The organism is Ruegeria sp. AM7 (assembly GCF_056535965.1).
In genome coordinates this window covers 2,395,539-2,421,691 of record NZ_JBQFJE010000003.1, presented here as the reverse complement: position 1 = coordinate 2,421,691, position 26,153 = coordinate 2,395,539, and the positions used below count along the sequence as shown (strand labels likewise).

Annotated in this window: 24 protein-coding genes; 15 read left to right on the top strand and 9 right to left on the bottom strand. The window is 59.3% G+C overall.

Annotated elements, in window-relative coordinates; translation table 11 throughout:
• Positions 1–11: 11 nt before the first annotated feature.
• From ACR3EG_RS16025 to ACR3EG_RS16010, 4 genes are read right to left on the bottom strand one after another with little or no spacing between them, the layout of a single operon-like run.
• Entirely contained in the window at positions 12–602 is a 591-nt protein-coding gene (locus ACR3EG_RS16025) for a DUF3726 domain-containing protein (protein ID WP_480497248.1), read from the bottom strand.
• A complete protein-coding gene (locus tag ACR3EG_RS16020) occupies positions 599–2,284 on the bottom strand; it encodes a hypothetical protein (RefSeq protein ID WP_480497246.1) in 1,686 nt (561 codons plus the stop codon). The genes ACR3EG_RS16025 and ACR3EG_RS16020 overlap by 4 nt, the downstream gene beginning before the upstream one ends.
• Positions 2,281–3,255: a membrane dipeptidase gene (locus tag ACR3EG_RS16015; RefSeq protein ID WP_480497244.1), complete on the bottom strand. Its 975-nt coding sequence runs from the start codon at positions 3,253–3,255 to the stop codon at positions 2,281–2,283. Before ACR3EG_RS16015 ends, ACR3EG_RS16020 begins: the two co-directional genes overlap by 4 nt.
• On the bottom strand, positions 3,255–4,700 hold the full coding sequence (locus tag ACR3EG_RS16010) for an aldehyde dehydrogenase family protein (RefSeq protein WP_480497242.1): 1,446 nt from the start codon (positions 4,698–4,700) through the stop codon (positions 3,255–3,257). The genes ACR3EG_RS16015 and ACR3EG_RS16010 overlap by 1 nt, the downstream gene beginning before the upstream one ends.
• Positions 4,701–4,800: 100 nt before the next feature.
• Here ACR3EG_RS16010 and ACR3EG_RS16005 point away from each other — a divergent pair, with 100 nt between their 5' ends.
• The gene (locus ACR3EG_RS16005; RefSeq protein ID WP_480497240.1) at positions 4,801–5,670 is read left to right on the top strand and encodes a LysR family transcriptional regulator; all 870 of its coding nucleotides are present in this window, start codon (positions 4,801–4,803) and stop codon (positions 5,668–5,670) included.
• Positions 5,671–5,675: 5 nt separating this feature from the next.
• On the opposite strand, the gene ACR3EG_RS16000 is transcribed toward ACR3EG_RS16005, so the two are convergent.
• Positions 5,676–6,392 carry a glutathione S-transferase family protein gene (locus ACR3EG_RS16000; protein WP_480497238.1) on the bottom strand — a complete coding sequence of 239 codons (717 nt, stop codon included), beginning with the start codon at positions 6,390–6,392 and terminating at the stop codon, positions 5,676–5,678.
• Entirely contained in the window at positions 6,379–6,987 is a 609-nt protein-coding gene (locus ACR3EG_RS15995; protein WP_209194793.1) for an NAD(P)H-dependent oxidoreductase, read from the bottom strand. Before ACR3EG_RS15995 ends, ACR3EG_RS16000 begins: the two co-directional genes overlap by 14 nt.
• Before the next feature lie 113 nt (positions 6,988–7,100).
• Here ACR3EG_RS15995 and ACR3EG_RS15990 point away from each other — a divergent pair, with 113 nt between their 5' ends.
• The 5 genes from ACR3EG_RS15990 (at position 7,101) to ACR3EG_RS15970 (ending at position 12,390) form a co-directional block, all read left to right on the top strand.
• Positions 7,101–7,478: a winged helix-turn-helix transcriptional regulator gene (locus ACR3EG_RS15990; protein ID WP_209194794.1), complete on the top strand. Its 378-nt coding sequence runs from the start codon at positions 7,101–7,103 to the stop codon at positions 7,476–7,478.
• Between the two features lie 232 nt (positions 7,479–7,710).
• Positions 7,711–8,661, top strand: a complete 951-nt coding sequence (locus ACR3EG_RS15985; RefSeq protein WP_170755052.1) for an ABC transporter substrate-binding protein — start codon at positions 7,711–7,713, stop codon at positions 8,659–8,661.
• A gap of 84 nt (positions 8,662–8,745) precedes the next feature.
• Complete coding sequence (locus ACR3EG_RS15980; protein ID WP_170356140.1) at positions 8,746–9,783, top strand: quaternary amine ABC transporter ATP-binding protein; 1,038 nt, start codon at positions 8,746–8,748, stop codon at positions 9,781–9,783.
• Positions 9,776–11,365, top strand: a complete 1,590-nt coding sequence (locus ACR3EG_RS15975; RefSeq protein ID WP_480497236.1) for an ABC transporter permease — start codon at positions 9,776–9,778, stop codon at positions 11,363–11,365. The genes ACR3EG_RS15980 and ACR3EG_RS15975 overlap by 8 nt, the downstream gene beginning before the upstream one ends.
• Positions 11,366–11,415: 50 nt before the next feature.
• Positions 11,416–12,390 (top strand): arginase family protein, encoded by a 975-nt coding sequence (locus tag ACR3EG_RS15970; protein ID WP_480497235.1) that lies wholly within the window; start codon positions 11,416–11,418, stop codon positions 12,388–12,390.
• Here ACR3EG_RS15970 and ACR3EG_RS15965 read toward each other — a convergent pair.
• Both ACR3EG_RS15965 and ACR3EG_RS15960 read right to left on the bottom strand, forming a co-directional pair.
• On the bottom strand, positions 12,387–13,355 hold the full coding sequence (locus ACR3EG_RS15965) for an agmatinase (RefSeq protein WP_480497233.1): 969 nt from the start codon (positions 13,353–13,355) through the stop codon (positions 12,387–12,389). The two genes, ACR3EG_RS15970 and ACR3EG_RS15965, sit on opposite strands and share 4 nt — an antisense overlap.
• A 60-nt stretch (positions 13,356–13,415) precedes the next feature.
• Complete coding sequence (locus ACR3EG_RS15960; protein WP_480497231.1) at positions 13,416–14,933, bottom strand: trimethylamine methyltransferase family protein; 1,518 nt, start codon at positions 14,931–14,933, stop codon at positions 13,416–13,418.
• A 183-nt stretch (positions 14,934–15,116) separates the two neighbouring features.
• Between ACR3EG_RS15960 and ACR3EG_RS15955 the strand changes: the two genes are divergently transcribed.
• Positions 15,117–17,552: a GcvT family protein gene (locus ACR3EG_RS15955; RefSeq protein WP_480497228.1), complete on the top strand. Its 2,436-nt coding sequence runs from the start codon at positions 15,117–15,119 to the stop codon at positions 17,550–17,552.
• Positions 17,553–17,640: 88 nt separating this feature from the next.
• On the top strand, positions 17,641–18,612 hold the full coding sequence (locus tag ACR3EG_RS15950) for a LysR family transcriptional regulator (RefSeq protein ID WP_480497226.1): 972 nt from the start codon (positions 17,641–17,643) through the stop codon (positions 18,610–18,612).
• Here ACR3EG_RS15950 and ACR3EG_RS15945 read toward each other — a convergent pair.
• A complete protein-coding gene (locus ACR3EG_RS15945; RefSeq protein ID WP_480497224.1) occupies positions 18,609–19,634 on the bottom strand; it encodes a LacI family DNA-binding transcriptional regulator in 1,026 nt (341 codons plus the stop codon). The two genes, ACR3EG_RS15950 and ACR3EG_RS15945, sit on opposite strands and share 4 nt — an antisense overlap.
• A gap of 138 nt (positions 19,635–19,772) precedes the next feature.
• Here ACR3EG_RS15945 and ACR3EG_RS15940 point away from each other — a divergent pair, with 138 nt between their 5' ends.
• The 7 genes from ACR3EG_RS15940 to ACR3EG_RS15910 all read left to right on the top strand — a co-directional run bounded on the left by ACR3EG_RS15940 (position 19,773) and on the right by ACR3EG_RS15910 (position 26,144).
• A complete protein-coding gene (locus tag ACR3EG_RS15940) occupies positions 19,773–19,958 on the top strand; it encodes a hypothetical protein (RefSeq protein ID WP_170356148.1) in 186 nt (61 codons plus the stop codon).
• 24 nt (positions 19,959–19,982) lie between these two features.
• On the top strand, positions 19,983–21,128 hold the full coding sequence (locus ACR3EG_RS15935; RefSeq protein WP_480497222.1) for a TRAP transporter substrate-binding protein: 1,146 nt from the start codon (positions 19,983–19,985) through the stop codon (positions 21,126–21,128).
• A 112-nt stretch (positions 21,129–21,240) separates the two neighbouring features.
• Positions 21,241–21,753: a TRAP transporter small permease gene (locus ACR3EG_RS15930; protein WP_170755068.1), complete on the top strand. Its 513-nt coding sequence runs from the start codon at positions 21,241–21,243 to the stop codon at positions 21,751–21,753.
• Positions 21,754–21,764: 11 nt separating this feature from the next.
• Positions 21,765–23,093, top strand: a complete 1,329-nt coding sequence (locus ACR3EG_RS15925; protein ID WP_480497220.1) for a TRAP transporter large permease — start codon at positions 21,765–21,767, stop codon at positions 23,091–23,093.
• A gap of 12 nt (positions 23,094–23,105) precedes the next feature.
• A complete protein-coding gene (gene hisD / locus ACR3EG_RS15920; RefSeq protein WP_480497218.1) occupies positions 23,106–24,413 on the top strand; it encodes a histidinol dehydrogenase in 1,308 nt (435 codons plus the stop codon).
• The gene (locus ACR3EG_RS15915) at positions 24,406–25,167 is read left to right on the top strand and encodes an SDR family NAD(P)-dependent oxidoreductase (RefSeq protein WP_480497216.1); all 762 of its coding nucleotides are present in this window, start codon (positions 24,406–24,408) and stop codon (positions 25,165–25,167) included. Before hisD ends, ACR3EG_RS15915 begins: the two co-directional genes overlap by 8 nt.
• Positions 25,164–26,144, top strand: a complete 981-nt coding sequence (locus tag ACR3EG_RS15910) for an alcohol dehydrogenase catalytic domain-containing protein (RefSeq protein ID WP_480497214.1) — start codon at positions 25,164–25,166, stop codon at positions 26,142–26,144. Before ACR3EG_RS15915 ends, ACR3EG_RS15910 begins: the two co-directional genes overlap by 4 nt.
• Positions 26,145–26,153: the final 9 nt, after the last annotated feature.

The window sequence follows — 26,153 nt, the reverse complement described above, 5'->3', positions numbered from 1 at the left end:
TTTGGGTCTCATCAATCGTTGTCAGACAGACCCGCTCCGGCCCCGCGCAGGCGGGAGTCTTCGGTTGCGGGGGCATAGGTGAAGTGGGCAAGGCGATTCAGCTCGGACCAGTCTGCAGGGTCGGGCGTGGCACGTGTGCACTGAGGATGGGTTTGGATCATTATCCCGCCCCGCTTTATTGTGATCTGGCTTGCCTGTTCGGGGACCGAAAAGGCCGTGGTGAGGGCAAACCCATCGGTCACAAACTGTGTCTTATCCATTGTCACGGAAACGGGGGTATCCAAAAACCGCGCCACGTTGGCTGCGAAGGGCAAAAGTAAAACCGGGAAAACAATGTCCCGCAACGCGATGTCTTCTTTGCGCAACTCAGCAGCTTGGTCCGAAAGGTGTGCTCCGGCGGCAATTGGGCAGTCTGCTGCGGGCAAACTTGGTTGCGCGCTTTGTAGTTTCGCCAGTTTTGCTAACGCCCCGATCCCGTCCATGCCCTGAGCACAAAGCCAGCGAGTAGCCTTGGCGGCCTCTTCCGCGGGACCCCAGCTATGTCCGACACCGCGCATTGCCCGTTTGGCAGTGGCTTCGACCTCGTTCAGTGACAGGCTCATTGTAGCGCCTCGGGGTAAACCCAAAGATCTGCGTTTTCTGTGTTCAGTTCGTCCGGGTAGGGCGCGCCCGAATACATGCAGATGCGAACCCACCGGTCCGAGCGCGGGTCGAACTGTGTTGCTCCAAAGAATGATAGTTTTGCCCTTAGCATGTCGATGGGCAACACGTTTGCACTGATTGTGTTGTCGCGGATTTCTCCGTACGGGGCGACGCGACCGATCTGCGCGCGTCTTATGGTGTGGCGATGTTCCGGATGGCGCAGGAGAAACGCAGCGATCTTGTCTGTGTCCGCCCAACCCTCAAGGGTGCGATAAGCAGCGGCTGCATCCCGTGCAGGGGCCAGAGGTTGTTCGTACTCCGCGATGGGCTCTTCGAAACGTTCGCCAAGGCGGGGTTCCAGCTTTTCTTCGGACACGTACCACGCGCGGGCGCAATTGGCTTGTGCCTGCCAGTCAAGATCAAGCGCCCAGTCAAAACTCTGCCGGATCAGTGCGCGCACCTGTGCGACGCTCATACTGCCGTCGATCATCTGCGCGCCTGCGTTGCTGTCGGCCATGCAATCGACCAGACCGTCGACTAAATCGCCATAAGGTTCCAGAATCAGCGAGGCCAGCAATTCTTGCCCCTCTTCACTTAGATGATCTTCGGACCAGCGGATAAGAGCGTCCCATGGGTGGTGTTCGGTCAGGTTGCGCTGGGCCAGCTCGGCAGTGAGTGTGTCCAGATCAGTTCTGAGCGCGGCCAGTTTGTCGATTTGAACCAGATGATCCGAGCGCCACCACGACACTGACAGCTTACTGCGTTCGAAAATCGCGCGGAACTGTGCGATGCGGTCAGGTGTGGCTTGCGGCACGGACCGCACCCGCGCGATGGCCTCTTCGCGCACCATGATCCAGTTGTTGAACAGCACGGGATGGTTGACGATGAAGGGCGCCATTCCCAGACCGGTCGAATTGCCGATGCCCAGCCATTGCGCAATCGTCGGGTCCAGACTGGCGGTTTGGTCCCCCCCTTTGGCCTGCGCCATGTGCTGCACCAGATCGCGCACGAAGGTGCGAGTCAGATAGACCGACAGCATCTCGGTCTGGAAAGGCGCGCTTAGTTCCGGGCGGTCGGCGGTTACCTCACGATCAGCCGCCCCGAACTTGCCCGAGCCATATACGGCCGTGGTGCGCATCAGGTAGCCCACCTGATAGATCTGCTCGGGGTCCGGCTGTTTGCCTGCTGCCAGAGCGTCGACCACATGCGCCCAAAGCCGGACCGAACGGTTGGCGCGGGACAGCGACAACTCGTTTTCGCTGATCCGCCCGGCCTCTTGCAACGGGACGTTTTGGGACAGGCGGTCAATGTCTTCGGCCGTGGGGATGCCATCGAACAGGGTAAATGTGGCGTCCCAAGCCTCGGCTATCACGCGGTCGGAGCGTTGCTCGGGCGGCAGATCATGGGCGAAAGCCACCAGCGAATAAGCGCGTTCAGGGCCCTGCGCGGTATAGACCGCATGACCCACCCCGTTCGTGTCGATGTCAAAAATGGGCCGGGTAAAACGCCAGTTCTCGCGGGCCATCCGCCGGGTCAATTGCCGCATGAAACTGAGGCGACATTGGTGCAGCGACCCCAACCGCGACAGTCGCATGACCTGCGCGGGGTCTCGGCGTGCAATATCGCGCTGCAGATTGGTCATGCGCGTGGTCCGAAGTTTTCAGCAAAGAAACGATACCAGTTGCCGCCCATGATACCTGAAACCTCATCTTCGTTCATACCCACTGAACGTAGTCCGGATTCGATATTCCCAAAATCGCGGTTGTCCTGAAACCAGCTGGGCATGGGTGGAAATCCGGGGGCCGAAGCCGAACCTTCGCCATAGTCGATCTCTTTCGTCCAACGGCCCACGCGCATCCATTCGACCACGCTGTCGGGTTGATCCTGACACAGATCGGTGCCGATCCCCAGATGCTGAACACCGTATTTGTCGGCAGTGCGGGCGATCATCTGACAGAAACTATCCAGCGTGCAGGCGGATTTGTCCTTCAGATGATGCGGGTAGACCGAAAAGCCGAGCATCCCGCCATTTTCCGTCACCGCGCGGATCACTGCGTCGCGCTTGTTGCGCAGCGCAGGCGACCAGTCATGCGGATTGGCGTGAGTGATGGCGATGGGACGCTCGGACAGTTCAGCGGCCTCGATTGTGGATCGGTCAGCCGAGTGACTCATATCCACGACAAAGCCGACGCGGTTCATCTCTTTGATCACCTGCTTGCCCATGCGGGTGATGCCGGTATCTTCGGCTTCATAGCAGCCGGTGGCCAGCAGGGATTGGTTGTTATAGGTCAACTGCATGAATCGGGCGCCCAGATCGTGCAGGATTTCGACCAGACCGATGTCGTCTTCGATGGGCGAGGGGTTCTGAAAGCCGAAGAACACAGCCGTGCGCCCGGTTTCGCGTGCTTTGTCGATGTCGCTGGCCCAACGGCCTTTCATGATCAGGTCGGGGAATTGCTCGAACCAGCGGTTCCACTTTTCAAAGTTCAGGACGGTTTCGCGGAAGTTCTCATGATATGAGATGGTGACGTGGATCGCATCCACGCCACCTTCGCGCAGTTGCCGGAAAATCTTTTCCGACCAGTTGGCATATTGCAGCCCGTCGACACGCATCAGACCGGCGTCCCGGCGCTGATGTACGCGGTTTTGACAGTGGTGTAGAACTCAGCTGCCGCCGTACCCTGCTCGCGCGGCCCGTAAGAGCTGTCCCCGCGTCCGCCGAAGGGCACGTGATAGTCGGTGCCAGCTGTCGGCAAGTTCACGGTGACCACGCCAGTGCGAGCATTTCGGCGGAAATGGGTGGCACGGGCGAGGCTTTGGGTCACGATGCCCGAAGTCAGGCCGAAGTTGGTGTCGTTGACGATGCTCAGCGCCTCCTCATAGCTGCCGACCTTGATGACGCTGGTCAGCGGCGCGAACATTTCTTCGCGGTTGATGCGCATATCGTTGGTGGTGTTCAGGAACACACCCGGCGACATGTAGAACCCGTCATGAGGCAACTCCAGCCGCGCGCCGCCACAGGCCAACTCGGCGCCCTCAGATTTGCCCAGATCTACATAGGCGAGGTTTTCCTGCAATTGCTGCTCGCTGACGACCGGCCCCATCTGGGTGCCATCTTCCAGCGCGTGACCGACTTTCATCGCTTGCGCACCTGCGACCAGTTTCTCGACGAACGCATCATGGATACCCGCATGAACAACCAGCCGCGACGAGGCAGTGCATTTTTGTCCGGTGCCGCCAAACGCACCACCCAGCGCCAGCGTCACCGCCAAATCAAGATCGGCGTCGTCCATCACGGCCAGCGCGTTCTTGGACCCCATCTCCATCTGTACCTTGGTCAGGTTCTGGATGGCCGCTGCCGCAATCCCTTTGCCCACCGGCACCGATCCGGTGAATGAAATCGCGTTCACCTTGGGGCTTTCCACCAAACGCTGACCGATGCTGCGCCCCGATCCCATCACCAAACTGAACAGGCCCTTGGGGATATCCTGCCGTTCAATGATCTCGGTTAAAGCTACAGCCGATGCAGGGGTGATGTTCGCAGGTTTCCACACCACCGCGTTGCCGTAGCACAGCGCCGGTGCGATTTTCCATGAGGCGGTCGCGGTGGGAAAGTTCCATGGGCTGATGATGGCGACGACGCCCACGGGTTCGCGCCGTACGTCAATCTCAACGCCGGGGCGGACAGAGTCGGCATTCTCACCGATCTGACGCAGACACTCGGCTGCGTAATAGGTAAAGAACTGTCCCGCGCGATAAACCTCGCCTTTGCCTTCGGCCAGCGGTTTGCCTTCCTCACGCGACAGCAGCGTGCCCAACTCCTCGGCGCGGGCCATCAGCTCGTTGCCGATGGCGTTCAGAACAGCTTGCTTGCGTTCAGGCAGATACGTTGCCCACTCAGCCTGCGCAATGCGCGCGTGCGCTAGCGTTGCGTCCAGCTGGTCCACGCTGGCTTGGGCGAACATGTCGACAAGATCGGTCAGATCCGACGGGTTGCGGTTCTCAATTTCGGATTCACCCGCCAGCCATTCGCCAGCGATCAAGTTCAGTTTGGTCACACCACGCCTCAGAGATAACAAGAGTTACACAAAGCATGGCTTTTTCGTTTACCATCAGTCAAATTCAAACAGGTGAAGAAAACTTCAGGGAATTTGAAGTATGGCGATTAAGATCGAAACCCTGCGATGTTTTTGTACCGTGGTTCAATCCGGAAACTTGACCGAGGCTGCGGACCGACTGGGGCGAACTCAGTCAGCCGTTTCCATGACGCTTAAGCAACTGGAAGGCCATTTGGGTCGCAAACTGTTCGAAGGCGAACGCAAGAATCGTCTTTCCCCTTTGGGAGAGCAAGTTTTTGAGCTTGCGTTGAGGCAGGTGCGTCAGTTCGATCAAGCCGTAGGTGACATTGAAGCCGTAGCGTCGGCCGAGCAGGGGTTGCTGCGAATCGCATCGGTGCCATCAGTCGCCGCGCTGGTGTTTCCGCGTGTTCTGAGGCACCTGATACAACGCTTTCCTGGGGCGAAGGTTGATCTGCGGGACACTGACACGCAGCAGGTCCTGGATGCATTGGTCGAAGGGAAGGCGGATATCGGAATTGCCTCGGGGCATCACGCGCTGAACGGTTTTCATACCAAGCCTTTGTTACAAGACCGGTTCGGACTGGTCTGTGCTGCCGGTCACCCGCTGATCCAGCAGGTTGAACCCCCGTGTATTGCCGATCTGGGGACCGTGCCGTTCATTCGAAACAGCCTGTGCGACCTGATCACGTCGCCGCAGTTTCACGAGGCGATTGGTCAGGCTGACATCACAATCCGCAACACACATTCTTTAATTACGATGGTCAGGACGGGCAATTGGGCGACGGTCCTGCCTCAAACAGTGGCAGAGTTCATTCCTGAAGCCACCGCCTTTCGCGAAATAAAAGACCTGCCGGATCAAAGGCAGGTCTTTTTGTACGTCAAAGAGCGGTCACGCTTTCCCGAGCTGACCGAGGCCGCAGAGCACCTCATTCTCGCATATGATGCTTAGGGCTTCTATTTTTTGACGTCGCCTGCAAACCGAGCGGCGTTTTCTTTGGCAAAGGCCGACGCATCGGCGCTTGCGTCCCAGAATTGGGGGTTTGCCTTGGGAATGGTCAATGCTTTCTGAACGGCGGGCCGGGCGTCGATGCGTTCGAACCAGGCGTTCAGATGAGGTAGATCGTCCACCTTGACCCGTGCCCAGACATAGGCCCGCGCCCACGGGTAAAGCATCATATCCGCGATGGTGTATTCATCTGCAGCGATCCAGTCGCGCCCTTCAAGCCGTGTGTCCATAACCTCTAGCAGGCGGCGGCTTTCATCGACGTAACGGCGGATCGAGAACGGTTCGTCGTGCCCATTGGGGGCGGCGATATGTTGGAAATACATCGCCTGTCCCATCATGGGCCCGATATGACCGACCTGAAAGAAAACCCATTGCATGACTTCGGATCGTTTGATCGGGTCTTCCGGCAGGAACTTTCCGTATTTTTCGGCCAGGTGCCACAGGATCGCGCCGCTTTCGAATATGGCGCGCCCCTCGGACCGGTCATAAATCGTCGGTATTTTACCGTTGGGGTTCAGCGCCAGATAATCTGGCGCTTTTTGTTCTTGTTTGGAAAAGTTGATATGGGTGAGGTCGTAAGGAATTCCGGCCTCTTCCAGAAAAATGACCGGCTTATAACCGTTCATCGTTCCTGCGGTGTACAGGTGAATATCAGGCTGCGACATTGTCTGCCTCGGCGAATGTAGAATTCAGATGCGTCTGGAACCGGGCAAAATCTGCCTCGATCGTCGGGTTCTTCATTACATCAAACGCTGCAAAAGTCGGCAGAGGCTTCATCGCCATGAATTTCGCCGTTAGGTGCAGCGGTTTCAGCAGGTCATCTACGCTATCGCCGGCAAAGAAGGGCTCGGTCGGGTTGTCGAACGCTTCGACCGGGGCGTTGAACGTGACTGACAGCATATAGCTTTTATCGTGTAACACGCCGCCCATACCGTAGTTGGATTTAGGGGCGTCACTGGTGCGACCATCGCCATGTGCAAATCGTCCATCCATGGCCGAGGTATAGACCTCGTCCATGTATTTCTTGAAGACCCACGGCACGCCCATCCAGTTCACCGGGAATTGCATGATGACAGTGTCCGCCCACAAGTGGTTTGCGACTTCTGTGTCGACATCATAGCCTTCAGCGACCGTAGTCACTCGGACATCATGGCCCAGCGTGCGCAACTGGGTGCTGGCTTGTTCGGTCAGGCTGGCGTTCAGAGCACCGGGGGCCGCTTCATAAGGCTGTGTGCCGTTGAGGATCAGGATATTGCTCATGTCTATGCCCTTTTTCCAATCTTGGGAATGTCGTGTCGAAGCAGTTGGGGGTGGCGGAGATGAAAAGCAACTAGTATACTTTTAGTAACCTTCTTTTTCATAAGGGATATGCCATGCGTGCAAAGGTCAGTCAGGATAATCGGGGGCGAAAACAAGTGGCAGAAGCCTGCCTCGAGCCTTGCTCGGTCGAGCGCGGGATGCGGATCATCGGCGGTAAGTGGACGGGTTCGATCCTATGGCACCTGAAAGACGGGCCCGTGCGCTTCAATGACTTGTCCCGCATGATTGCAGGTGCCAGCAAAAAGATGATCACCGAGCGTTTGCGTCAGCTTGAGGCACAAGGTTTAGTGAGGCGACACGTGCTACAGACATCGCCCGTTTCGGTCGAATACTCTGTCACCGAGCTTGGCCGCAGCGCGCTGGGCATTCTGGACGATTTGAGCAAGTGGAGCGAGACTTTGCCCGCGGCTGTCGTTTCAGACATTGGTTAATAGTTCGGAAATTTTCGAAACTAATATACGATGATATCAAATACATGTATTTGTCCTCCGTAGGGCTTGATGGGTGTTGCGTCACCATGCTTCACTTTTCTGGCCAATCCGGCGCGTCGAGCCGCTGGCCAAAAAATCCGGGGAGTTAGAGCTTCCCGAGACTGTTTGTAAGGTGCGGGACCGGCATTTGCCGACAGAACAGCATCGCGAACGCCCAACATGGAGATATCAGATGAAGAAACTCACCACACTTATGGGAAGTGCAGCAGCTCTTGCCGCAGGTCCCGCGCTTGCCGCAGATATCGTGATCGGTGTGCCGAACTGGGCATCGGTGAACGCCACGGCGCATATCCTTGAAGTTGTGATCGAAGAAAACCTGGGCTTGGACGTAGAGCTTCAGAACGGCACCAACCCGATCGTGTTCGAGGCGATGGATTCTGGCGCGATGCATGTCCACCCCGAGGTTTGGATGCCGAACCAGCAGAACCTGCACGACACCTATGTCAAAGATAACGGTACCGTGGTTATGAACGAAAACCCGGTTCAGGCCGAGCAGGGCATGTGTGTGCCTACGGCGACAGCTGAAAAATATGACATCAAGTCCATCGACGATCTGAGTGATCCGGACAAGATGGCAATCTTTGACACTGACGGCAACGGAACGCCCGAGGTTTGGATCGGTGCGCCGGGCTGGGCCTCGACCGTGGTCGAAAAAATCCGGGCCAAGTCATATGGCTATGACCAGATTTTCGATCTGACCGAGTACGAAGAAACCATCGCCTATGCGAATCTGGCCAACGCCGCCAAGGCAGGCGATCCGTGGATCGGCTTCTGCTACAGCCCGCACTACATCTTTGTGACACAGGACCTGACCGTTCTGGAAGAGCCCGCCCATGATCCGGCGACCTGGACCATCGTGCAGCCCACAGATGATCCCGACTGGCTGGATAAATCCGAGGCATCCTCGGCCTGGAACGGCGCCACGCTGCACCTTCACTACGCCAAGGAGCTGGAAGACGCCTACCCCGAGGTGGCCGCTCTGTTCCGCAACTACCAAATGCAGGGTGACGACCTGAGCGCGATGGGCAAGGCCCTTGCTGTGGACAACGTGGAAGCAGCAGACTTTGCCCGCGATTGGGTGGCCAACAACGAAGATACCGTTCTGAACTGGCTGACCAACTAAGACGCATTCCCAGGGGGCCGTCGCGACCAGTTCGCGGCGGCCCTTTGCATATAGATCGGGGAAAACCCCGCATATGAGGGGCAAATGGACGAACCTGTCGTAAAACTTGAAAATGTCTGGAAAATCTTTGGCGCGCGCGCCGAAGAGGCCATGGCGGCTGTGCGCAGCGAGGGTATTGGAAAACCCGAGGTGCTTGAACGCTTTAACTGTGTCGTAGGTGTGCAGGGCGCAACCTTCGAGGTGCCACGTGGCGAGATTTTCTGCATCATGGGCCTGTCAGGGTCCGGCAAATCCACTCTGGTTCGGCATGTGAACCGCCTGATTGAACCGACTGCGGGCAAGATCGAGATCATGGGGCAGGATGTCTCGAAAATCTCGGAGTCCGAATTGCGTCGCATTCGCGCCCAGCAGATCGGAATGGTGTTTCAGCATATGGCGCTGATGCCGCACCGCTCGGTCCGCGATAACGTGGCTTACCCGCTAGAGATTCGGAAGGTGTCGAAATCCAAGCGCTGGGCGGTGTCGGACCACGCGCTGGGTCTGGTGGACCTGACAGGCTATGAGGATCGCTTGCCCAAAGAACTGTCGGGCGGGATGCAGCAACGTGTTGGCATCGCCCGCGCGCTGGCTTCAGACCCCGAAATCCTGTTGATGGATGAGCCGTTCTCGGCCCTAGACCCATTGATCCGCTTGCAGTTGCAGGATCAGTTCAAGGCGCTGGTGGCGCAACTGAAAAAGACCACGCTGTTTATCACCCATGACTTGGACGAGGCCATACGGATCGGCCACCGCATTGCCATAATGAAGGACGGTGTGATCGTGCAGATCGGCACGCCCGAAGATATCGTGATGAACCCCGCTGACGATTACGTGCGCGAATTTGTGCAGGGGATTTCCAAACTGAAACTGGTCAAGGCTCATTCGATCATGGAGCCTCTGGCCAGCTATTCCGGCCCGACCGAGGGCGCGCCGCGTGCCGATGAAGGTGCTGATCTGGACCAGTTGATTGATCTGGCCGTTAACACCGAACTGCCGGTGATCATCACGGATGGTGGCAGCGACGTGGGTGTCGTGACCAAGCCGCGGCTGCTGCGCGGTATTCAGGGGGGCAAGAATGACTGACGCAACCACCGAACTGAAAGTCACTGCCGCCTCGGATATCGAGGTGGATCGAGACGCACTTGACCGCTCGATCCATGAATTTGCGGGTCCGAACGGGGATTACTACGTCAACGCCTTTCACAAGATCCACGATGCGACCAGTGCGGTTCCAAACACGTTCAATAAATGGGCGGCGGCGCTGGGTCCGTTCTGGTCCGCCTCGCGCGCGATTTGGGGTATGTTCTGGACCTTCCTGATTCTTGAAATCATCGCGTGGGTGCAAATCGGACGCGGGGCCTGGGGCAATCCTGGTGCCGACATGGCCGAACGCGCCGAGCGCCAACAAGCCCGCGCGAACGAGCTGCTGGAACGCGCCGCTGCTGCGACCGAGCAGGGGGATATCGACCGGTTCACCAAATTGGCCGAGAATATACAGAGGGCAGCAGACAGCAGTTTTGAAAAAGCCGCGGCCGCCCAGTCGGAATCGCTGGGGATCATGTTGACCGGCTTGGTGATGTTGCTGGTGTTCAAGCTTGTGCAGGGGCTTTACGCGGACCGCATCTACGAAAAACAGTATTCGCGCTGGCGGATTGATCCCGACAGCACTGAAAGCGGGCGTTCTACGCGCAACACGGTTCTGGGCGCCGTTCTGGTGGCCGCAATCGGGCCTCTTATCGTCTATAAATTCACCGTCAACGCTTCGCTCGCGATGCTGGATGCGTTCCCGGAGAAAGAGGTCTCGGCCTTGTTTCTGGGCGAGGATGGCGGCACGCTGTTCTCAAGCCTCGCCAGTTGGATGGAGGCCAAGATCGACGCCGCAGCCCTTGCGGGCGGGGACGTGTTCGACGGGATCGTCGCCGGGGTGCGCTCGGTCCTGGATGCGTTGACGATTGCATTGATTGGATCGCCTTGGCCAGTCGTGATGCTGGTGATCTGCGTTACCGCGTGGCGTGCGGCGGGGCCGCGTGTGGCGATCTTCACCGCCGCCTCTTTGGCTTACATCGCACTTCTGGGTTACTGGGATGTCGCAATGGAGACTGTGGCCTTGGTCGGTGCAGCCGTGTTGCTATGCGTGGTAATCGGCATTCCTCTGGGTATTTGGTTCGGTAAATCGGCGCGGGCCTACCGCGCGGCGGAACCGGTGCTGGACCTGATGCAGACGCTACCGGCCTTTGTCTACCTGATCCCGATCATCGCCTTCTTTGGCACCGGCAACCCGCCGGGCATTCTGGCCACGATCATCTTTGGGATGCCCCCGGTGATCCGCCTGACGGCGCTGGGGATGCGGGGCGTGCCCGACAGCATCAAAGAGGCTGCGGTCGCCTTTGGTGCATCGAAATGGCAGCTGCTTAAGGATGTGGAGATCCCGCTGGCGCTGCCTTCGATCATGACCGGGGTGAACCAGACGATCCTTATGTGTCTGTCGATGGTGGTGATCATCTCACTGATCGGCGGCGGCGGTCTGGGCAAGGAAATCCTTGAGGCGCTGCAATATGCGGCCAAGGGTCCGGGTCTGCTGGGCGGCTTTGCCATCCTGTTCTGCGCCATGGTCATCGACCGGATCGTGCAGGGGGCCTTCCGGCGAGAAGACGAGAAAATCTGAACACAAACGCCCCCGCCAGCCGGGGGCGTTTTTCATTTAAGGGGATGCAGATGGCCGACCGCTATGAACAGTCGATGATGGATAACCTGTTTTGGTGGGGTATACCGACCCTGTTCCGCTGTCCCAATACCGGCCCCGAGGGGCAGGACATCGCGCTTGTCGGCGTCCCGCATTCCACCGGAAACGGCACGACCGAGCGGGATCAGCACTTGGGCCCGCGTGCGCTGCGCCATGTCTCGGCTGTGCAGAGGCGTGTGCATTCGGTGTTCGAGATCGACCCGTGGAGCAGCGCGAAGATCGCCGATGTGGGCGACGTGCCCTTTCCGCGCGCCAATGACAACGAGGACTGCATCGAGCGTATCACGACCTTTTACAAAGACATCGACGCTGCAGGCGCGCGGCCTGTGTCGGTGGGCGGAGATCACTCGATCACCGGCGGCATTGTGCAGGCGCTGGGGCGCGGTCGACTGGCCGGGGGAGAGCCCGTCAGCTTCCTGCATCTGGATGCACATACGGATGTGTTCACCAAGGTCGATCACTTTCTGGGTGCCAAAAAATCCGCCGCCCATTGGGGCGCGTATCTGGCCGATCAGGGGCAGGTTGATCCGAGGCGATCCATGCAGATCGGTCTACGGGGTCATCCGCGCAGTCTGGACTGGCTGCAGCCGTCTTATGACTATGGCTACAACATCGTCACCATGCGCGAGTTCCGTCAGCGCGGGCTGGAGGACGTGGTGGTGCAGACGCGTGAAGTTTTGGGCGACAGGCCGGTCTATATCACATTTGATCTGGATTGCCTCGACCCGACTGTTGCGCCTGCGGTGTCCAATCTGGAACCCGGCGAGAAGGGGTTCGATATTGACGAAGCCGTGGGGATTTTGCGCGCCGCGCGCGGGCTGAATATCGTGGGCGGAGACGTGGTGTGCATGATGCCCACCAAGGACAGCCCCAACAACATCACCGCCCTAACGGCAGCGGCGGTGATGTTCGAGATGATCTCGATGATCGCCGAAAACGTCCGTTAGCGGCGCGCGTCTACGGCCTGCGCCAGCACGCAGAGCAGTTCGAACATCAGCGAAATCCCCAGCCACGCGGTGCCGCCCGAGGCGTCGAAAGGCGGTGAGACCTCGACCAGATCGGCGCCCACCAAGTTCACCCCGGCCATCTGGCGGATCACCTGCTGGGCCTGAAAACTGTTCGGGCCACCGATCTCGGGCGTGCCGGTGCCGGGGGCAAATGTCGGGTCCACAAAGTCGATATCATAGGTGCAATAGGTCGGCGCGTCGCCGACAATGCTGCGCACCTCGGCCATGACAGCGTCGATACCCCGGTCGAACAGTTCCTCGATACGGATGATGCGGATGCCCTGCGCTTCGCCCCACTCGATATCCTCGGTGTTATAGGCGGTGCCGCGAATGCCCACCTGAACAAAGCGTTTGGGATCGACCAGCCCTTCTTCGACCGCACGGCGGAACGGGGTGCCGTGCGTAAACTTGTGCCCGCCGAAATAGCTGTCGAACAGGTCGGTATGGCTGTCGAACTGGATCAGCCCCAGCGGGCCGGATTTGGCCAGCGCGCGCAGGACGGGCAGGGTGGTCAGGTGATCCCCTCCGGCGGTCAGGGGGGTGATGCCGCGCGAGGTCAGGTCGGCGTAGAACGACGTCACGCGGTTCAGCGTATCTTCGATATCCACAGGGTTCGGGGCCACGTCGCCCAGATCGGCGCAGTTCATCATCGCAAAGGGCGCAATCCCGGTCACAGGGTTCATCGCGCGTATCATGGTCGAGTAATCCCGCAACTGGCGCGGCCCGTGGCGCGCGCCGGGGCGGTTCGTGGTGCCCCCGTCCCAGGGGATGCCGACCAGCCCGATATCAACCTCAGTGATCCGCGCGTGATCCAGCGTCATGCCCGGCAAGCGCATAAAGGTCGGCACGCCGGCAAATCGCGCAAGTTCCATGGCCGAGACGGGCTGAAAGAAAGGGTCGGTCATCGGGGCCTCATTCCTGTGTATTTAAGCCGACCCTAGCCGCCGGGGGAGGCTTGGGGAAGGTCAATCAAGGATATGAAACCGGGCGCGGATTGCTTCATCCTGTTCGGGGGTCAGGTATTGGGGGTGGTGGGTATTCAGGATTTCTTTGGCACGTGAGCGGGCAGTGGTCCATGCGTCGCTGGCGCCTTCATCTGCCCAAGTGCGGGGCTCGGACCGGTCTGCAAGCTCGGGGTAGTAATAGTCGCGCTCCATGGCGTCATAGGTATGGGCGCTGCCCAGAAAATGCCCGTCGCCCAGAACCGACTGGCAGATTGCGTCGAACCCAAGGTTTTCCTCGGTCACTTCGATCCCGCGCAGGGCGCGATAAGTGTGGGCGTGCATCTCATTGTCCAGCACGAAGCCCTCGAAACTGGCCCCTAGCAGAGACGCCGTCATGCCCGAGCTTTCATAGATCAGGTTCCCGCCCGCCAGCGCTGCCGCTAGTGAGGTGATGCCCTTTTCCGTCCCGTATTGCGCGTCAATCGCCTTGGCATCCGTCATCGAGGCCGCCACACCCGAGGGCAGCCCCAACCAGTTGGAAATCTGCGCCGAGGCCGCGTTCAGGATCGCGGTTTCTCCACTGCCGCCCGCAAAAGACCCGGTTCGCAGGTCTACAATGAAGGGCCAGTTTGAAAACACCATCGGAAAGCCCGGTTTGATCGTGTTGACCATGACAAGGCTGGCCAATGTTTCGGCCAGCGACTGCGCCAGAAACCCGGCCAGCGTGGCCGGGGCGGTCGCGCCCGCTTGCGCTGCGGTGATGCAGGACATGGGGATGTTATGGGAAATGCATTCATAGACCACGTCCACCGCGTCCTCGCCATAGCGCAGGGGCGAGATGACCGGGCTGATATGCGCCTTCAGGAACGGGCGCGCAGCGAATGCGCCGGGTTCTCCGGCCACGATATCCAACATGTCGACGATAGGCGCGACATGTTCGGCCAGCGTAAAGGACGTGGCAATCGGCTTGGTGGTGTTCCGGATCAGCGCATAGGCGGTGTTCACGTCCAGATCGAAATTGTCGGGCACGTCGGTCGCCACGCAGCAGCGGGTGAACCAACTGACATTGGGCAGCGTGTCCTGCAGCCGGGCGAAATCATGCAGATCGGTCAGGGTTGAGGGACGGTAGAGCCCCGTTTCAATATCCAGCGTCTGAACCGCCGCGCCGCCGGTGCCGAAATACACCCGGTCTCCGCCCACCTCGATCGACCGCGTGGGATCGCGGCCGTGAAAGGTGAACTGTTTGGGGGCGAATTGAATGGCCTGTTTGACCATGGCGCGCGAGAACAGCAATCGGTCGTCAGGGCCGGGTTGCGCTCCAGCAGCCCGCAGGTCGTCGGCCAGCCGATCCGGCACCTCGCCCATCCCGAGGGTTTCCAGCAGGCGCAGGGCGGTGTCGTAAATTTGCGCGATCTCGACGTCTATTAGCGGCTTGAAGGCCCCGCCGATCTGGCCGGGCGGGCAGGGATCAATCACGGGGGCGGCCGCGCGCTGCGCGTGCCGGGCGCGTCTGCCGCTTCGTTTGCTGCCCGTGCTCATCCGGTTCCTTTCCCGTTGCTTTTCCCGAAACCTAAGCGCCACATTGCGCCCCACGCAAAGGCGAAGTGCAATTTGCAGAATCCGCAATCGCGGTTTCGATTTTTCAATACAAGCGCCGGGCGACTTGTCGTGCGCGCGCATTGTTCCGCAAGACTTGAGCGAAACAAAAACAGGAGCCGCGCCATGAAATCTCGCACCAAGGTCGTTGTCATCGGAGGCGGGATCGCGGGCTGCTCGACCCTCTATCACCTGACGCAAGAGGGGTGGAGCGATGTGGTTCTGGTGGAGCGGAACGAGCTGACCTCGGGCACCACGTGGCATTCGGCTGCGCAGGTGACGAATTTTGGTATGAACCAGACGATGGTCGGGCTGAAATCGCACTCGATCCGGCTGTACAAGGAGCTGGCCGACGACCCGGATTATCCGATCAATTACCATCATGGCGACGGCGGCATCCGGCTGGCCAATACCGAAGCGCAGATGCAGGGCTATCACCATTTCGCCTCTATGGCCCGCGGAATGGACGTTCAGTTTGAGGTAATAGACGCCGAGGAATGCGCGCGTCGTCACCCGCTGATCTCGACCGAGAACCTGATCGGCGGGCTTTGGGATCCGATGGATGGGGATATCGATCCCGCGCAGCTGTGTCAGGCGCTGGCGCGGCGGGCGCGCAAGGCGGGGGCCGAGGTCTATCGCAACACGCCGGTCATCGGGTTGAAACAACACGCTGACGATACATGGACCGTGCAGACCGAAAAGGGCGATATCGATTGCGATATTGTCGTCAACGCGGGCGGCTATCGCGTGAATGAGGTGGGCGCGATGATGGGGGTGCATCATCCCGTCGCCTCGATGGAGCATCAGTATTTCCTGACCGAAGAGATACCCGCCATTCGCGATGCGGGACACAGGATGCCGCTGCTGCGGTGTCCGATCAGCGACTATTATTGTCGGCAGGAAAAGAACGGGTTGCTGCTGGGGTTCTATGAGCAGGACTGCAAGACATGGGGCATGGACGGGATCGACCCGAATTTCGTCAACGCGCTTTGCCCTGACGATCTGGACCGCGTAACGGATGTGCTGGAGGGCGCTTTTGCCCGGATGCCTGCACTGATGGAGGCGGGCGTGCATACGGTGGTCAATGGCCCGATCACCTATACGATCGACGGTGCGCCTCTGGTCGGGCCGATCCCGGGCAAGCGCAATGCGTTTTGCATCATCGGTCTGCGCGCTGGTCTGGGCGAGGGCGGAGGCCACGGCTGGCTGTTGGCGCAACAGATCGTGCATGGTGAGGCGTGCTATGACACGTGGTGCCTTGATCCGCGTCGGTTCACGGGGCACGCGAATGTGGAACTGACGGCGCTGAAGGCTATCGAGGATTATCAGAACGAGTTCCGCTTTCACTTCCCGCATGAGCATCGCCCCGCTGGACGTCCCGCCAAGACGACGCCTCTGACCCCGGTTCTGGCGGCGGAGGGGGCCGAGTTCACTGTCGTGAACGGGTGGGAGAGAGTGGATTACATCAAGCCATCGCCTGATTTCGCGCCCACTCACAGTTTCGATTTTGACGAAACCTTCGATCTGGTGGCTGCCGAGGTTGCCAATGTCCAAACCAATGTGGGGCTGGCCGAGGTGAACGGTTTCAACCGGATCGAGATCACCGGCGCGGACCGCCATGCGTTTCTTGATCGGATGTTCTGTGGGTCTGTGACAAAGCGCGACGGGCGCGTGGGGCTGGGCTATCTGCTGAACCATCAGGGTATGGTCAAGGGTGAGGCGACCGTGGCCAATCTTCCCGCCAGCGACCGGGGGCCAGCGCGTGTCTGGTACGGCTCGGCAGCAGCCAGCGAGTTCCACGACATGGACTGGCTGACCCGCCATTTGCGGAGCGACGAGGACGTCCAGCTGCGCAGCCTGACCAACGACCAGACGATCCTGATTTTGGCGGGCCCAAAAGCACGCGACGTTCTAGGCGCTTGCGCGCGTGGGGACTGGTCGGCTGAGGCGTTCCCATGGCTTAGTGTGCGAGAGTGTTTCATCGGCATCGCCCCGGCGACTGTGATGGGTGTCAGTTTCTCAGGCGAGCTGGCCTATGAAATCCACGTTCCCAATGCCTCGCTTTATACAGCTTATCTGGCATTGCGGCAGGCGGGCGAAGCATATGGACTCAAGTTGTTCGGCGCGCGCGCGGTCGAGTCAATGCGCATGGAAAAGAGCTTTCTGCATTGGAAGGCCGATCTGATCACTGAGTTCGACCCGTTCGAAACCGGGCTGGATCGGTTCGTCAGGCTGGACAAGGGCGATTTCATCGGACGCGATGCCTTGCTGCAGCGACAGGCCGAGGGCCCGCGCCGGAGATTGGTGGCGCTGCAGGTTCACGCGGATCAAGGCCCGGCGCATCCCGGCGCTTCTCTGATGCGGGGAAATGAGGCCATCGGAACGATCACTTCGGGTGAATGGGGGCATCGGATTGGACAGAACCTTGCCCATGCTTTTATTGATCCCGGGCTGGTAGACGTCGGGTCGGAAATGGAGTTGGACCGATGCGGTGAGCGTGTGTCGGCGGTTGTGATTGCACCGTCGCCTTACGATCCGGATTTCGGTCGGATCAAATCCTGAACGCGATACAAGCTCAACTTCCGGATTGCTCTGGGGATCATTCTCTGGTTCGATAGTTTCGAAGTAATCGAAACTGTAGGTGGTCCTCGTGTCCAAATCCTTGAGCTTGCGCTGGCTGGAAGTCTTTCAGTTGATCGCCAAATCCGGATCTATTCAGCAAGTTGCGTCGGAAACCGGTTTGTCGATCAGTACTGTGTCAAATCACTTGCGCAGTCTTGAAAAGGCATTGGGTATCGAATTGGTTGATCACGGTCGACGTCCGATGGGTTTAACCCCGGCTGGTGAGGTCTTTTCGCGTTATGTGCGCGACGGGCTTACCACGTTGAAACGAGGTGAGGCTGAAATCCGCACAGGAAACTGGCGGCACGCTACAGATTTACGGTTGGCACTGATCGACGATTTCGACAATCAGATCGCACCAGATCTGTTCCGGTTTCTGGCGCAGGCCCTGCCGCGTTGCAACTTCCGCCATTTCACCCGGCCCAGCCATGAGATCATCGCGAAGCTACAGGAACACAAGCTGGATGCAGGGGTTGCAACGCGCCCGTCCGAGCGGACGGAAGGTTTGATCGAATACCCTCTGATGCGGGATCCGTTCATCGTTATCCTGCCCGCTGGTTTTGAGGGAACGGCGAGCGATTTGTTCACGCCGGATGCGCAATTGCCCCTTTTACGCTATTCGCGGGATTACATGATCGGCAAGCAGATCGAAATCCAACTGGCGCGAAGCAAGTACAACTTACCCAACCGTTTCGAGTTGGAGTGCAACCAGTCCATCATCGGTCTGGTCGCGGAAGGGGCAGGGTGGGCCATTACGACCGCCGCGTGTTTCCACCGCGCCCAAAGGTTCCACGATAGCGTGAAGGCAATGCCGTTCCCGGGGCGTAACTTTGTTCGTACGGTGTCACTGTTCACAACCGAAGTTTACCCTGAAACCACATCGGCACTGATCCAAAAGGCCATGGGAAAACTCATTCGTCAGCATTTCACCGATCCGATGTGTGCCACCCACAGTTGGCTCAAGGATGATTTCCGTACAATGGAGGTCGAGGCCGCTTAGCCTTGGGGTGGCGGTCCAAGTGATCCGCCCGATACTATGCTGGTCGCCAGTTGCTCGCCTTGTCCGGGGCTTTGCGTTTCAACCATCTCAACCAGTTGTAGCGCCGCTTTGCGCCCCATTTCACGATGTGGCACATGCACTGTCGTCAATGCCGGAGAGACGATCCGGGCCAGTTCGATATCGTCGAACCCTGTGACGGATACATCCTGAGGGACACGCAGGCCCATGTCTTGTGCGCGCCGCACAGCCCCCACAGCCAGAACGTCATTGCCGCACAGGATTGCGGTCGGTGGGATAGGTTGTGCCATAAGTTCAGCAAACGCCGCTCCACCGTTTTCGATTTCGTAAGGTGTTTCGACTATCGTGAAACCATCTGGGTTTAGACCGCGCGCGTTGGCGGCGTCATGAACGCCCTCAATTCTCAGCCGGGCGCGATCATTGCCTTCGCTGATCCCCGAAATCATCCCGATTCTGGTGTGACCCGCCGCAATCACGCGCTCTGCAAGGTTGCGCATTGCCTTACGGTTATCGAAACCAATAGACGGTGCCAGTGCATTGGGCCGGTAAGACCACGCGATCAGCGTCGGAATTCTGCGGCTTTCCAGATACTTGTAAATCTCTGGGTCACGGTCATGGCCGATCAACAAAAGGCCATCTGCACCCCGCGCAGCCAGTTTTCGTATTTGTTCTTCTTCAATGTCAGGTTTGTAGGCGGAACTGGACACAAGCAGCGTGTAACCGCGCAGATGCAACTCCTCCTGGAATGCCTGCAGGCCCCTTGCAAAAATAGCATTCTCCATGGTCGGAATGATCGCCCCGATGGTGAAACTGCGCTTGGCCGCCATAACCCGAGCGGCGAAGTTGGGGGTATAGCCCAAAGCGTCAACGGCGGCCTGAACCCGTTCGCGGGTTGTGGCGACAACGCGATCGGGGTTGTTCAGGCATCGTGACACCGTCGCGGTCGAAACTCCGGCCATTTTGGCGACATCATCCAGCGTCGGGGCTGAGCGCGGTTTCGACATTTCCAAATCCGTAATTCACCTTTGCCAATGAGTGTACATCTATGGAGGTGATATGGAAAGCAGATATGTAAGCGCTTGCATTTTACATGTAAGCGCTTACAAGAGAGGTTGAGCCGAATCCACCATGGGACCCGGAATATGTTTCTGTTTGCCTCTATCATCGTGTTCGTCATCTATTTCGCGAATGTTGCGATGGGCGCGTTTGCGAGCGGCGCATTCCTAGGAGACGTGGGCGAGATGTTGGTTCTATTCGCGGCGTCGATCCTGTTCGTTGTCGCAATTCTGAAAAAGGAGGCTGACCGCAACGCAGAACGCGACAGCTGACTTTTTTGCTTGGGAGGGCAATCAATGAACAAGGACAAACTGGAACTGGCGTCGGCCGAGCGTCGCAATTTCCTGAAACTCAGTGCCACGGGCGCATTCACTGCCGCGCTGGTCGCTGGGGCCGGTGGGGTGCTGTGGTCATCCGAGGCCGCCGCGCAGACCGCCAGGGAAGAAAACGAGCGTGAGAAGGCCGCCGACCATGTGATGACCATCGCCACGGCCTATGTGCTGGGCGCGTCGCGCAGCTATCCAATCATGCAACTGGACCTGAAGGAAAACATCCAGAACGCTACAAACGGCAAGGTCTATGTCAAACTAGCCCCCGGCGGGCAGTTGGGTGCGGGCGGATCGCTGGTGCAGAAGGTTCAGGGTGGTACAATTCAGGCTGCACAGCACTCGCTGTCGAACTTTGCACCGTTTGCCTCGACCGTTGACCTGATCAACATGCCGTATCTGTGCGGCTCGAACCAGAAGTTCACCAATCTCGTGACCTCAGATACCTGGAAGAACGAGGTGCATCCCAAGGTCGAGGCCGCCGGCTTCAAGGCGCTGTTCTACGTGGTGATCGACCCGCGCGTGGTTGCGGTGCGTCAGGGTGGCAATGCGATCATAACGCCGGGCGACATGAGCGGTGTGAAGTTCCGCGTTCCGGGCTCAAAGATGCTGCAGCAATATTACCGCATGGCGGGCGCAAACCCGACGCCGGTTGCTTGGGGTGAGACCCCCTCGGCCATCAAACAGGGCGTGGCGGATGCGCTGGACCCGTCAGTGGGCGCACTGTTCGTGTTCGGCTTCAAGGATATCCTCAGCCATGTGACCTTCACGCAGGCGGTGCCGGACAGTCAGGTCTATTCCTGTAATCTGGAATGGTTCAACTCGATGCCGCCTGACGTACAGGAAGGCATCATGTGGGGTGCCGAAATGACCGCGCATCAGAATCTGGCCAAAGTGCCCTCGGCCCGCGCCTATGCCATGGCCGAGCTGAACAAGGCGGGGGTCGAGTTCCACTCGCTCAGCTCCGATCAACTGGCCGAATGGGAAAGCGTCGGCGGCTATCAGAACGCCGAATGGGACCCCTTCAAGACCGAGCTTGCCGGGTCGATGGACGCGTTCGAAAAGCTGGTCGAAGCCGCAGGCACGCAGGGCAAATACTACGTCCACGACGCTTAACAGACAGGCGGCGGGCGCAGCGAGTGAGCCCGCGATCTTTCAAAGCAGCCGGACCTGAAGCAGGCCCGCACAAGAAGGCTATGGCCCGGTTGCTCTTTTGCCGAGGGAACAGATGACCCTACTTCAAAACATAGACCGCAACGCCGAGCGCTGGCTGCTGCTGGTGTTCTACGTGATGCTGGTCATCACCATGGCCATCGAGGTTCTTCGGCGTGAGATTTTCGCTTTCTCGTCGATCTGGGGCGAAGAGATCGTCCGCTATTCTTTCATCTACCTTGCGTGGATCGGTGCGGCAGCAGCCGTAAAGGAACGCGCCCATATCCGTATCGACGTGATCATGCACTACCTTGGACCGCGTCCCAAGGCGCTGCTGTATATCTTCGGCGATCTGGTGATGTTCGGCGTGGCGGTCATCGCACTCTACTGGTCGTACGAGGCGGTGCATGTTTCGGCCAAGTTCGGTTCGGTGACGGACGGGCTGCGGGTATCGAAGGTGTGGTTCCTGATGGCCGTGCCCACCGGTTTTGCGCTGATGATCTGGCGTCTGATCCAGTCACTGATGCGCGATCTGAAATGCCTGAGGGACGGCACGCCCGTCTTCGAAGGCGACAAGCTGTTTGACTGAGGGGACACGCAATGCTTTGGGGTTCTCTCAATCAAACTGTTGAACTTGGGTGGGATTTCTACCTGCCTGTGATCCTGTTCGTTGGTCTGATTGCCTTGGCTGTGCCCGTCTGGGCGGCCATCGGCACCGCCGCCATCGTGATGCTGGTCATGTCCGGCGACCTGCCGTTGAGCCTTGTGGGCGAAAGCCTGTTCACCGGCATCGACGCCTTTGCCCTGACCGCCGTGCCGCTGTTCATCCTGACCGGCGACGTGCTGGTCCGCACTGGGTTATCGCGAAAGTTTCTGGACGTGGCCGAGGCGCTGACCTGTTTTGCCAAGGGTGGCTTTGGCTCGGCCACCGTTCTGGTCTGCGGCATGTTCGCTGCCATCTCGGGCTCGGACGCGGCGGGCGCTGCTGCGGTGGGCCGAATGACGATCAACCGGCTGGTCGAAAGCGGCTATCCGCGACCCTATGCCTGTGCGCTGGTGGCGGCCGGGGCCTGTACCGGCATCCTCATCCCGCCCTCGATCGCTTATATCATCATTGGACTTGTGCTGGGGATTTCCGCATCCACGCTGTTTCTGGCGGCCCTTATCCCCGGTCTGGCCATTCTGATCTCAATCCTTGTGACCAACATCATCATGAACCGTCTTTACGCCTATGAGGGCGGCGGCATGATGACCATGGGCGAATGGCTGGCCAATCTGGGCAAGGCGCTGAAATCCGGCTGGTATGCGTTCATCGTGCCGGGGATCATTTTCTACGGCATCTTCTCGGGCCGTCTGACACCTACCGAAGCGGGCGCGACCGCTGTTGTCGTCACCATCATCATGGGCTTCATCCTGCGCACGCTGACGCTGGCCGATTTCCCGTCGATGCTGGTCAGTTCCGCCAAGGTGAACGGGGTGATCCTGCCGATCATCGCCTTCTCGGCTCCACTGGCCGAAGCGCTGGCGATCATGGGTGTGCCCCAGGGGTTCGTGACGGCTGTGACCTCGATGACCGATGACCCCTATCTGCTGATCCTGCTGATGATCGGCATCCTGATCGCTGCAGGCTGTGTCATGGAGACGACGCCGAATATCGTGATCCTCGCCCCGATCCTGAAACCGCTGGCGGACAATATCGGCATGAACGAGATACAGTTCTGCATCATGATGATCACCGCCTTGGGTGTGGGCTTTATCACCCCGCCGTTGGGTCTGAACCTGTTCGTCGTTTCCGGGATAACCGGAGAGTCAATTCTAAAAATTGCGGCGCGCGCCGTGCCCTTTGTTCTGACCATGCTGATCGTGGTAATCCTGATCGCCTATGTACCGGCGGTTTCGACCACCTTGCTTCCTGAAATCTACCAATAGGACCTGCTGACCATGCCCCGTGACTATTTGAAAAAGGCGACATTGACGGCGCAATCTCATGCGTCCGAAGTGCACGACACGGTCAAGACAATCCTGGCCGATATCGAGGCAGGCGGGGATGCCAAAGCGATGGAGTACGCGGCCAAGTTCGACAAGTTCGACGGCAATGTACTGATGACGCAGGCCGAGATTGATGCGGCCATCGCGTTGGTGCCCGAAAAGCTGAAGGCTGATATCCGCTTTGCCCATGACAATGTGCGCCGCTTTGCAGAGGCTCAGAAAGCGACCGTATCAGATGTCGAGGTCGAGATCGTGCCGGGCGTCATCGCCGGGCAAAAAGCGATCCCGGTGGACGCGGCGGGATGCTATGTGCCGGGCGGGCGGTATAGCCATATCGCCAGCGCGATCATGACCGTGACCACGGCCAAAGTGGCGGGTTGTCGTCATATCACAGCCTGTTCGCCGCCGCGCCCCGGTGAAGGCGTGGCGCCAGCCATTGTCTATGCCGCGCATATCTGTGGGGCAGACAGCATTCTGGCCATGGGCGGTGTGCAAGGCGTGGCGGCGATGACCTATGGCCTGTTCGGCCTGCCGTGCGCGAATATTCTTGTGGGCCCGGGCAATCAGTTCGTAGCCGAGGCCAAGCGTATCCTCTATGGCAAGGTCGGCATCGACATGATCGCCGGTCCCACAGACAGTCTGATCCTTGCCGACAGCAGCGCTGACGCGCATGTGGTCGCGACCGATTTGGTCAGTCAGGCCGAGCACGGATACAATTCACCCGTCTGGCTGGTGACGGATGATCGACCATTGGCCGAGAAAGTGATGCAACTGGTTCCTTCACTGATCGAAGACCTTCCGGAACTGAACCGGGAAAACGCCTCGGCCGCGTGGCGCGACTATGCCGAGGTGATCCTGTGCGCCGATCGCGAAGAAATGGCCGCCTGTTCCGACGCATATGCGCCCGAACACCTGACTGTGCAGGCCGAGGATTTGGATTGGTGGCTTGCCCGGCTGACCTGCTATGGGTCTCTGTTTTTGGGCGAAGAGACGACCGTGTCTTATGGCGACAAGGCCACCGGCACAAATCACGTCCTGCCGACGTCCGGCGCGGCCAGCTATACCGGGGGTTTGAGCGTCCACAAATACATGAAGATCGTCACGTGGCAACGTGCAACGCGCGAGGGATCGAAGCCCATCGCCATCGCGACCGCCCGCATTTCCCGGCTGGAAGGGATGGAGGGCCACGCCCGCGCGGCCGATGTGCGGTTGGCGAAGTATTTCCCCGATGAGCAATTCGACCTGTCCGCAGATGGATGACCCGCGCGCGTTGTTTGACCTGACCGGGCGGGTGGCTTGCGTCACCGGTGCAAGCTCGGGCCTGGGCCGACGGGCGGCGCAGGCTCTGGCCGCCGCTGGGGCACGGGTAGTGGGCGTCGCGCGCCGGGCCGAGGCGTTGGCGGGACTGAAAGCCGAACTTGGCGACAAGGGCGCGACTGTGACAGCGGATGTGGCCGACCGCGCGGGGCTTGGAAGGCTGGTTGAACAGATAAGCTTGGCATTCGGCGCGCCTGACATCGTCATCCATGCTGCTGGGATCAACACCCGCGAGGTGGCGGATGAAGTCACGCCCGATGGTTGGGAGGCGACGCTGGCGCTGAACCTGAGCGCGCCGTTTTTCCTAAGCCAGGCATTGGTACCCGCCATGAAGGCGAAAGGCTGGGGGCGCGTTGTCAACTTTGCTTCACTGCAGACCACGAGGGCTTTTCCAGGGGGGATTGCCTATGGGGCGTCAAAGGCCGGGATCGGGCAACTGACCCGTGCCATGGCCGAGGCATGGTCGCCTCATGGTATCACCGCCAATGCCATCGGACCGGGGTTCTTTCCGACCGAGCTGACTCAGGCGGTGTTCGACGACCCCGATCGCGCCGCGCGCAACGCCGCGCAGACCTGTATCGGACGTAATGGGCGGGTGGAGGATATAGACGGGCCGATCTTGTTCTTGTGCTCAGAAGCGTCCAGCTACGTCACCGGGCAGGTGCTGATGGTCGATGGGGGGTTTACTGCGAAATGAAAGCTCTGGTTTATGAAGGGGTTGAACACCTGGAATTCCGGGATGTTCCGGACACAGTTCCCGGACCAGAGGAACAGCTGATCCGTGTCGAAGCCGTGGGTATTTGCGGATCGGACATGCATGCCTATCTGGGACATGATGCCAGACGTCCTGCGCCATTGATCCTGGGGCATGAGGCGGCAGGCGTGATCGTTGGAGGACCACGCGACGGGGCGCGGGTGACGGTCAACCCTCTGGTCACGTGCGGAAATTGCGCGGTCTGCGAAGCGGGGCGGGAAAACCTGTGTCAAAACCGCCAGATCATTTCAATGCCGCCACGAGAGGGCGCATTTGCCCAATTCATCTCAATGCCCGAAGGCAATTTGGTCGATGTGCCAGATGATATTCCTTTGTCGCGCGCGGCTTTGGCCGAGCCGTTGGCGGTCAGTTGGCATGCCGTGCGGCTGGGGTTGGAAGCCTTGCACCCAGCGATGGAGCGTCGCGCTCTTGTTGTGGGCGGGGGGGCGATCGGACTGGCCGCAGCTTTGGCCCTGCAGGCGATGGGCCTGCAGGATGTCGTCATTGTTGAACCGAACGCGCTGCGACGGGCATATTTGCTGAATTTGCGGGCATTCGACGTAGTCTCTGAAACGTCAGAAACCTTCCCTCTGGTGATCGATGCAGTGGGGTTTGCGGCAACGCGCGCTACTGCGTCGGCGTTGACGCAACCTGGTGGGGTCATGGTCCATGTCGGACTTGGCGAGGGTGCCGGAGGTTTGGATATTCGCCGCATGACCTTGCAGGAGATCACATTTATCGGCACCTATACCTATACGGCTGAGGATTTTCGCCAAACGGCTGCAGCTATTTTCGATGGACGGCTGGGTGCTTTGGACTGGGTTGAGGAGCGGCCGATGTCAGAGGGGGGCCGGGCGTTTCGGGATCTGCGTCGGGGAATGGTCGCCGCGCCGAAAATCATCCTCGCACCGGAGCACTGACCGCGCCAG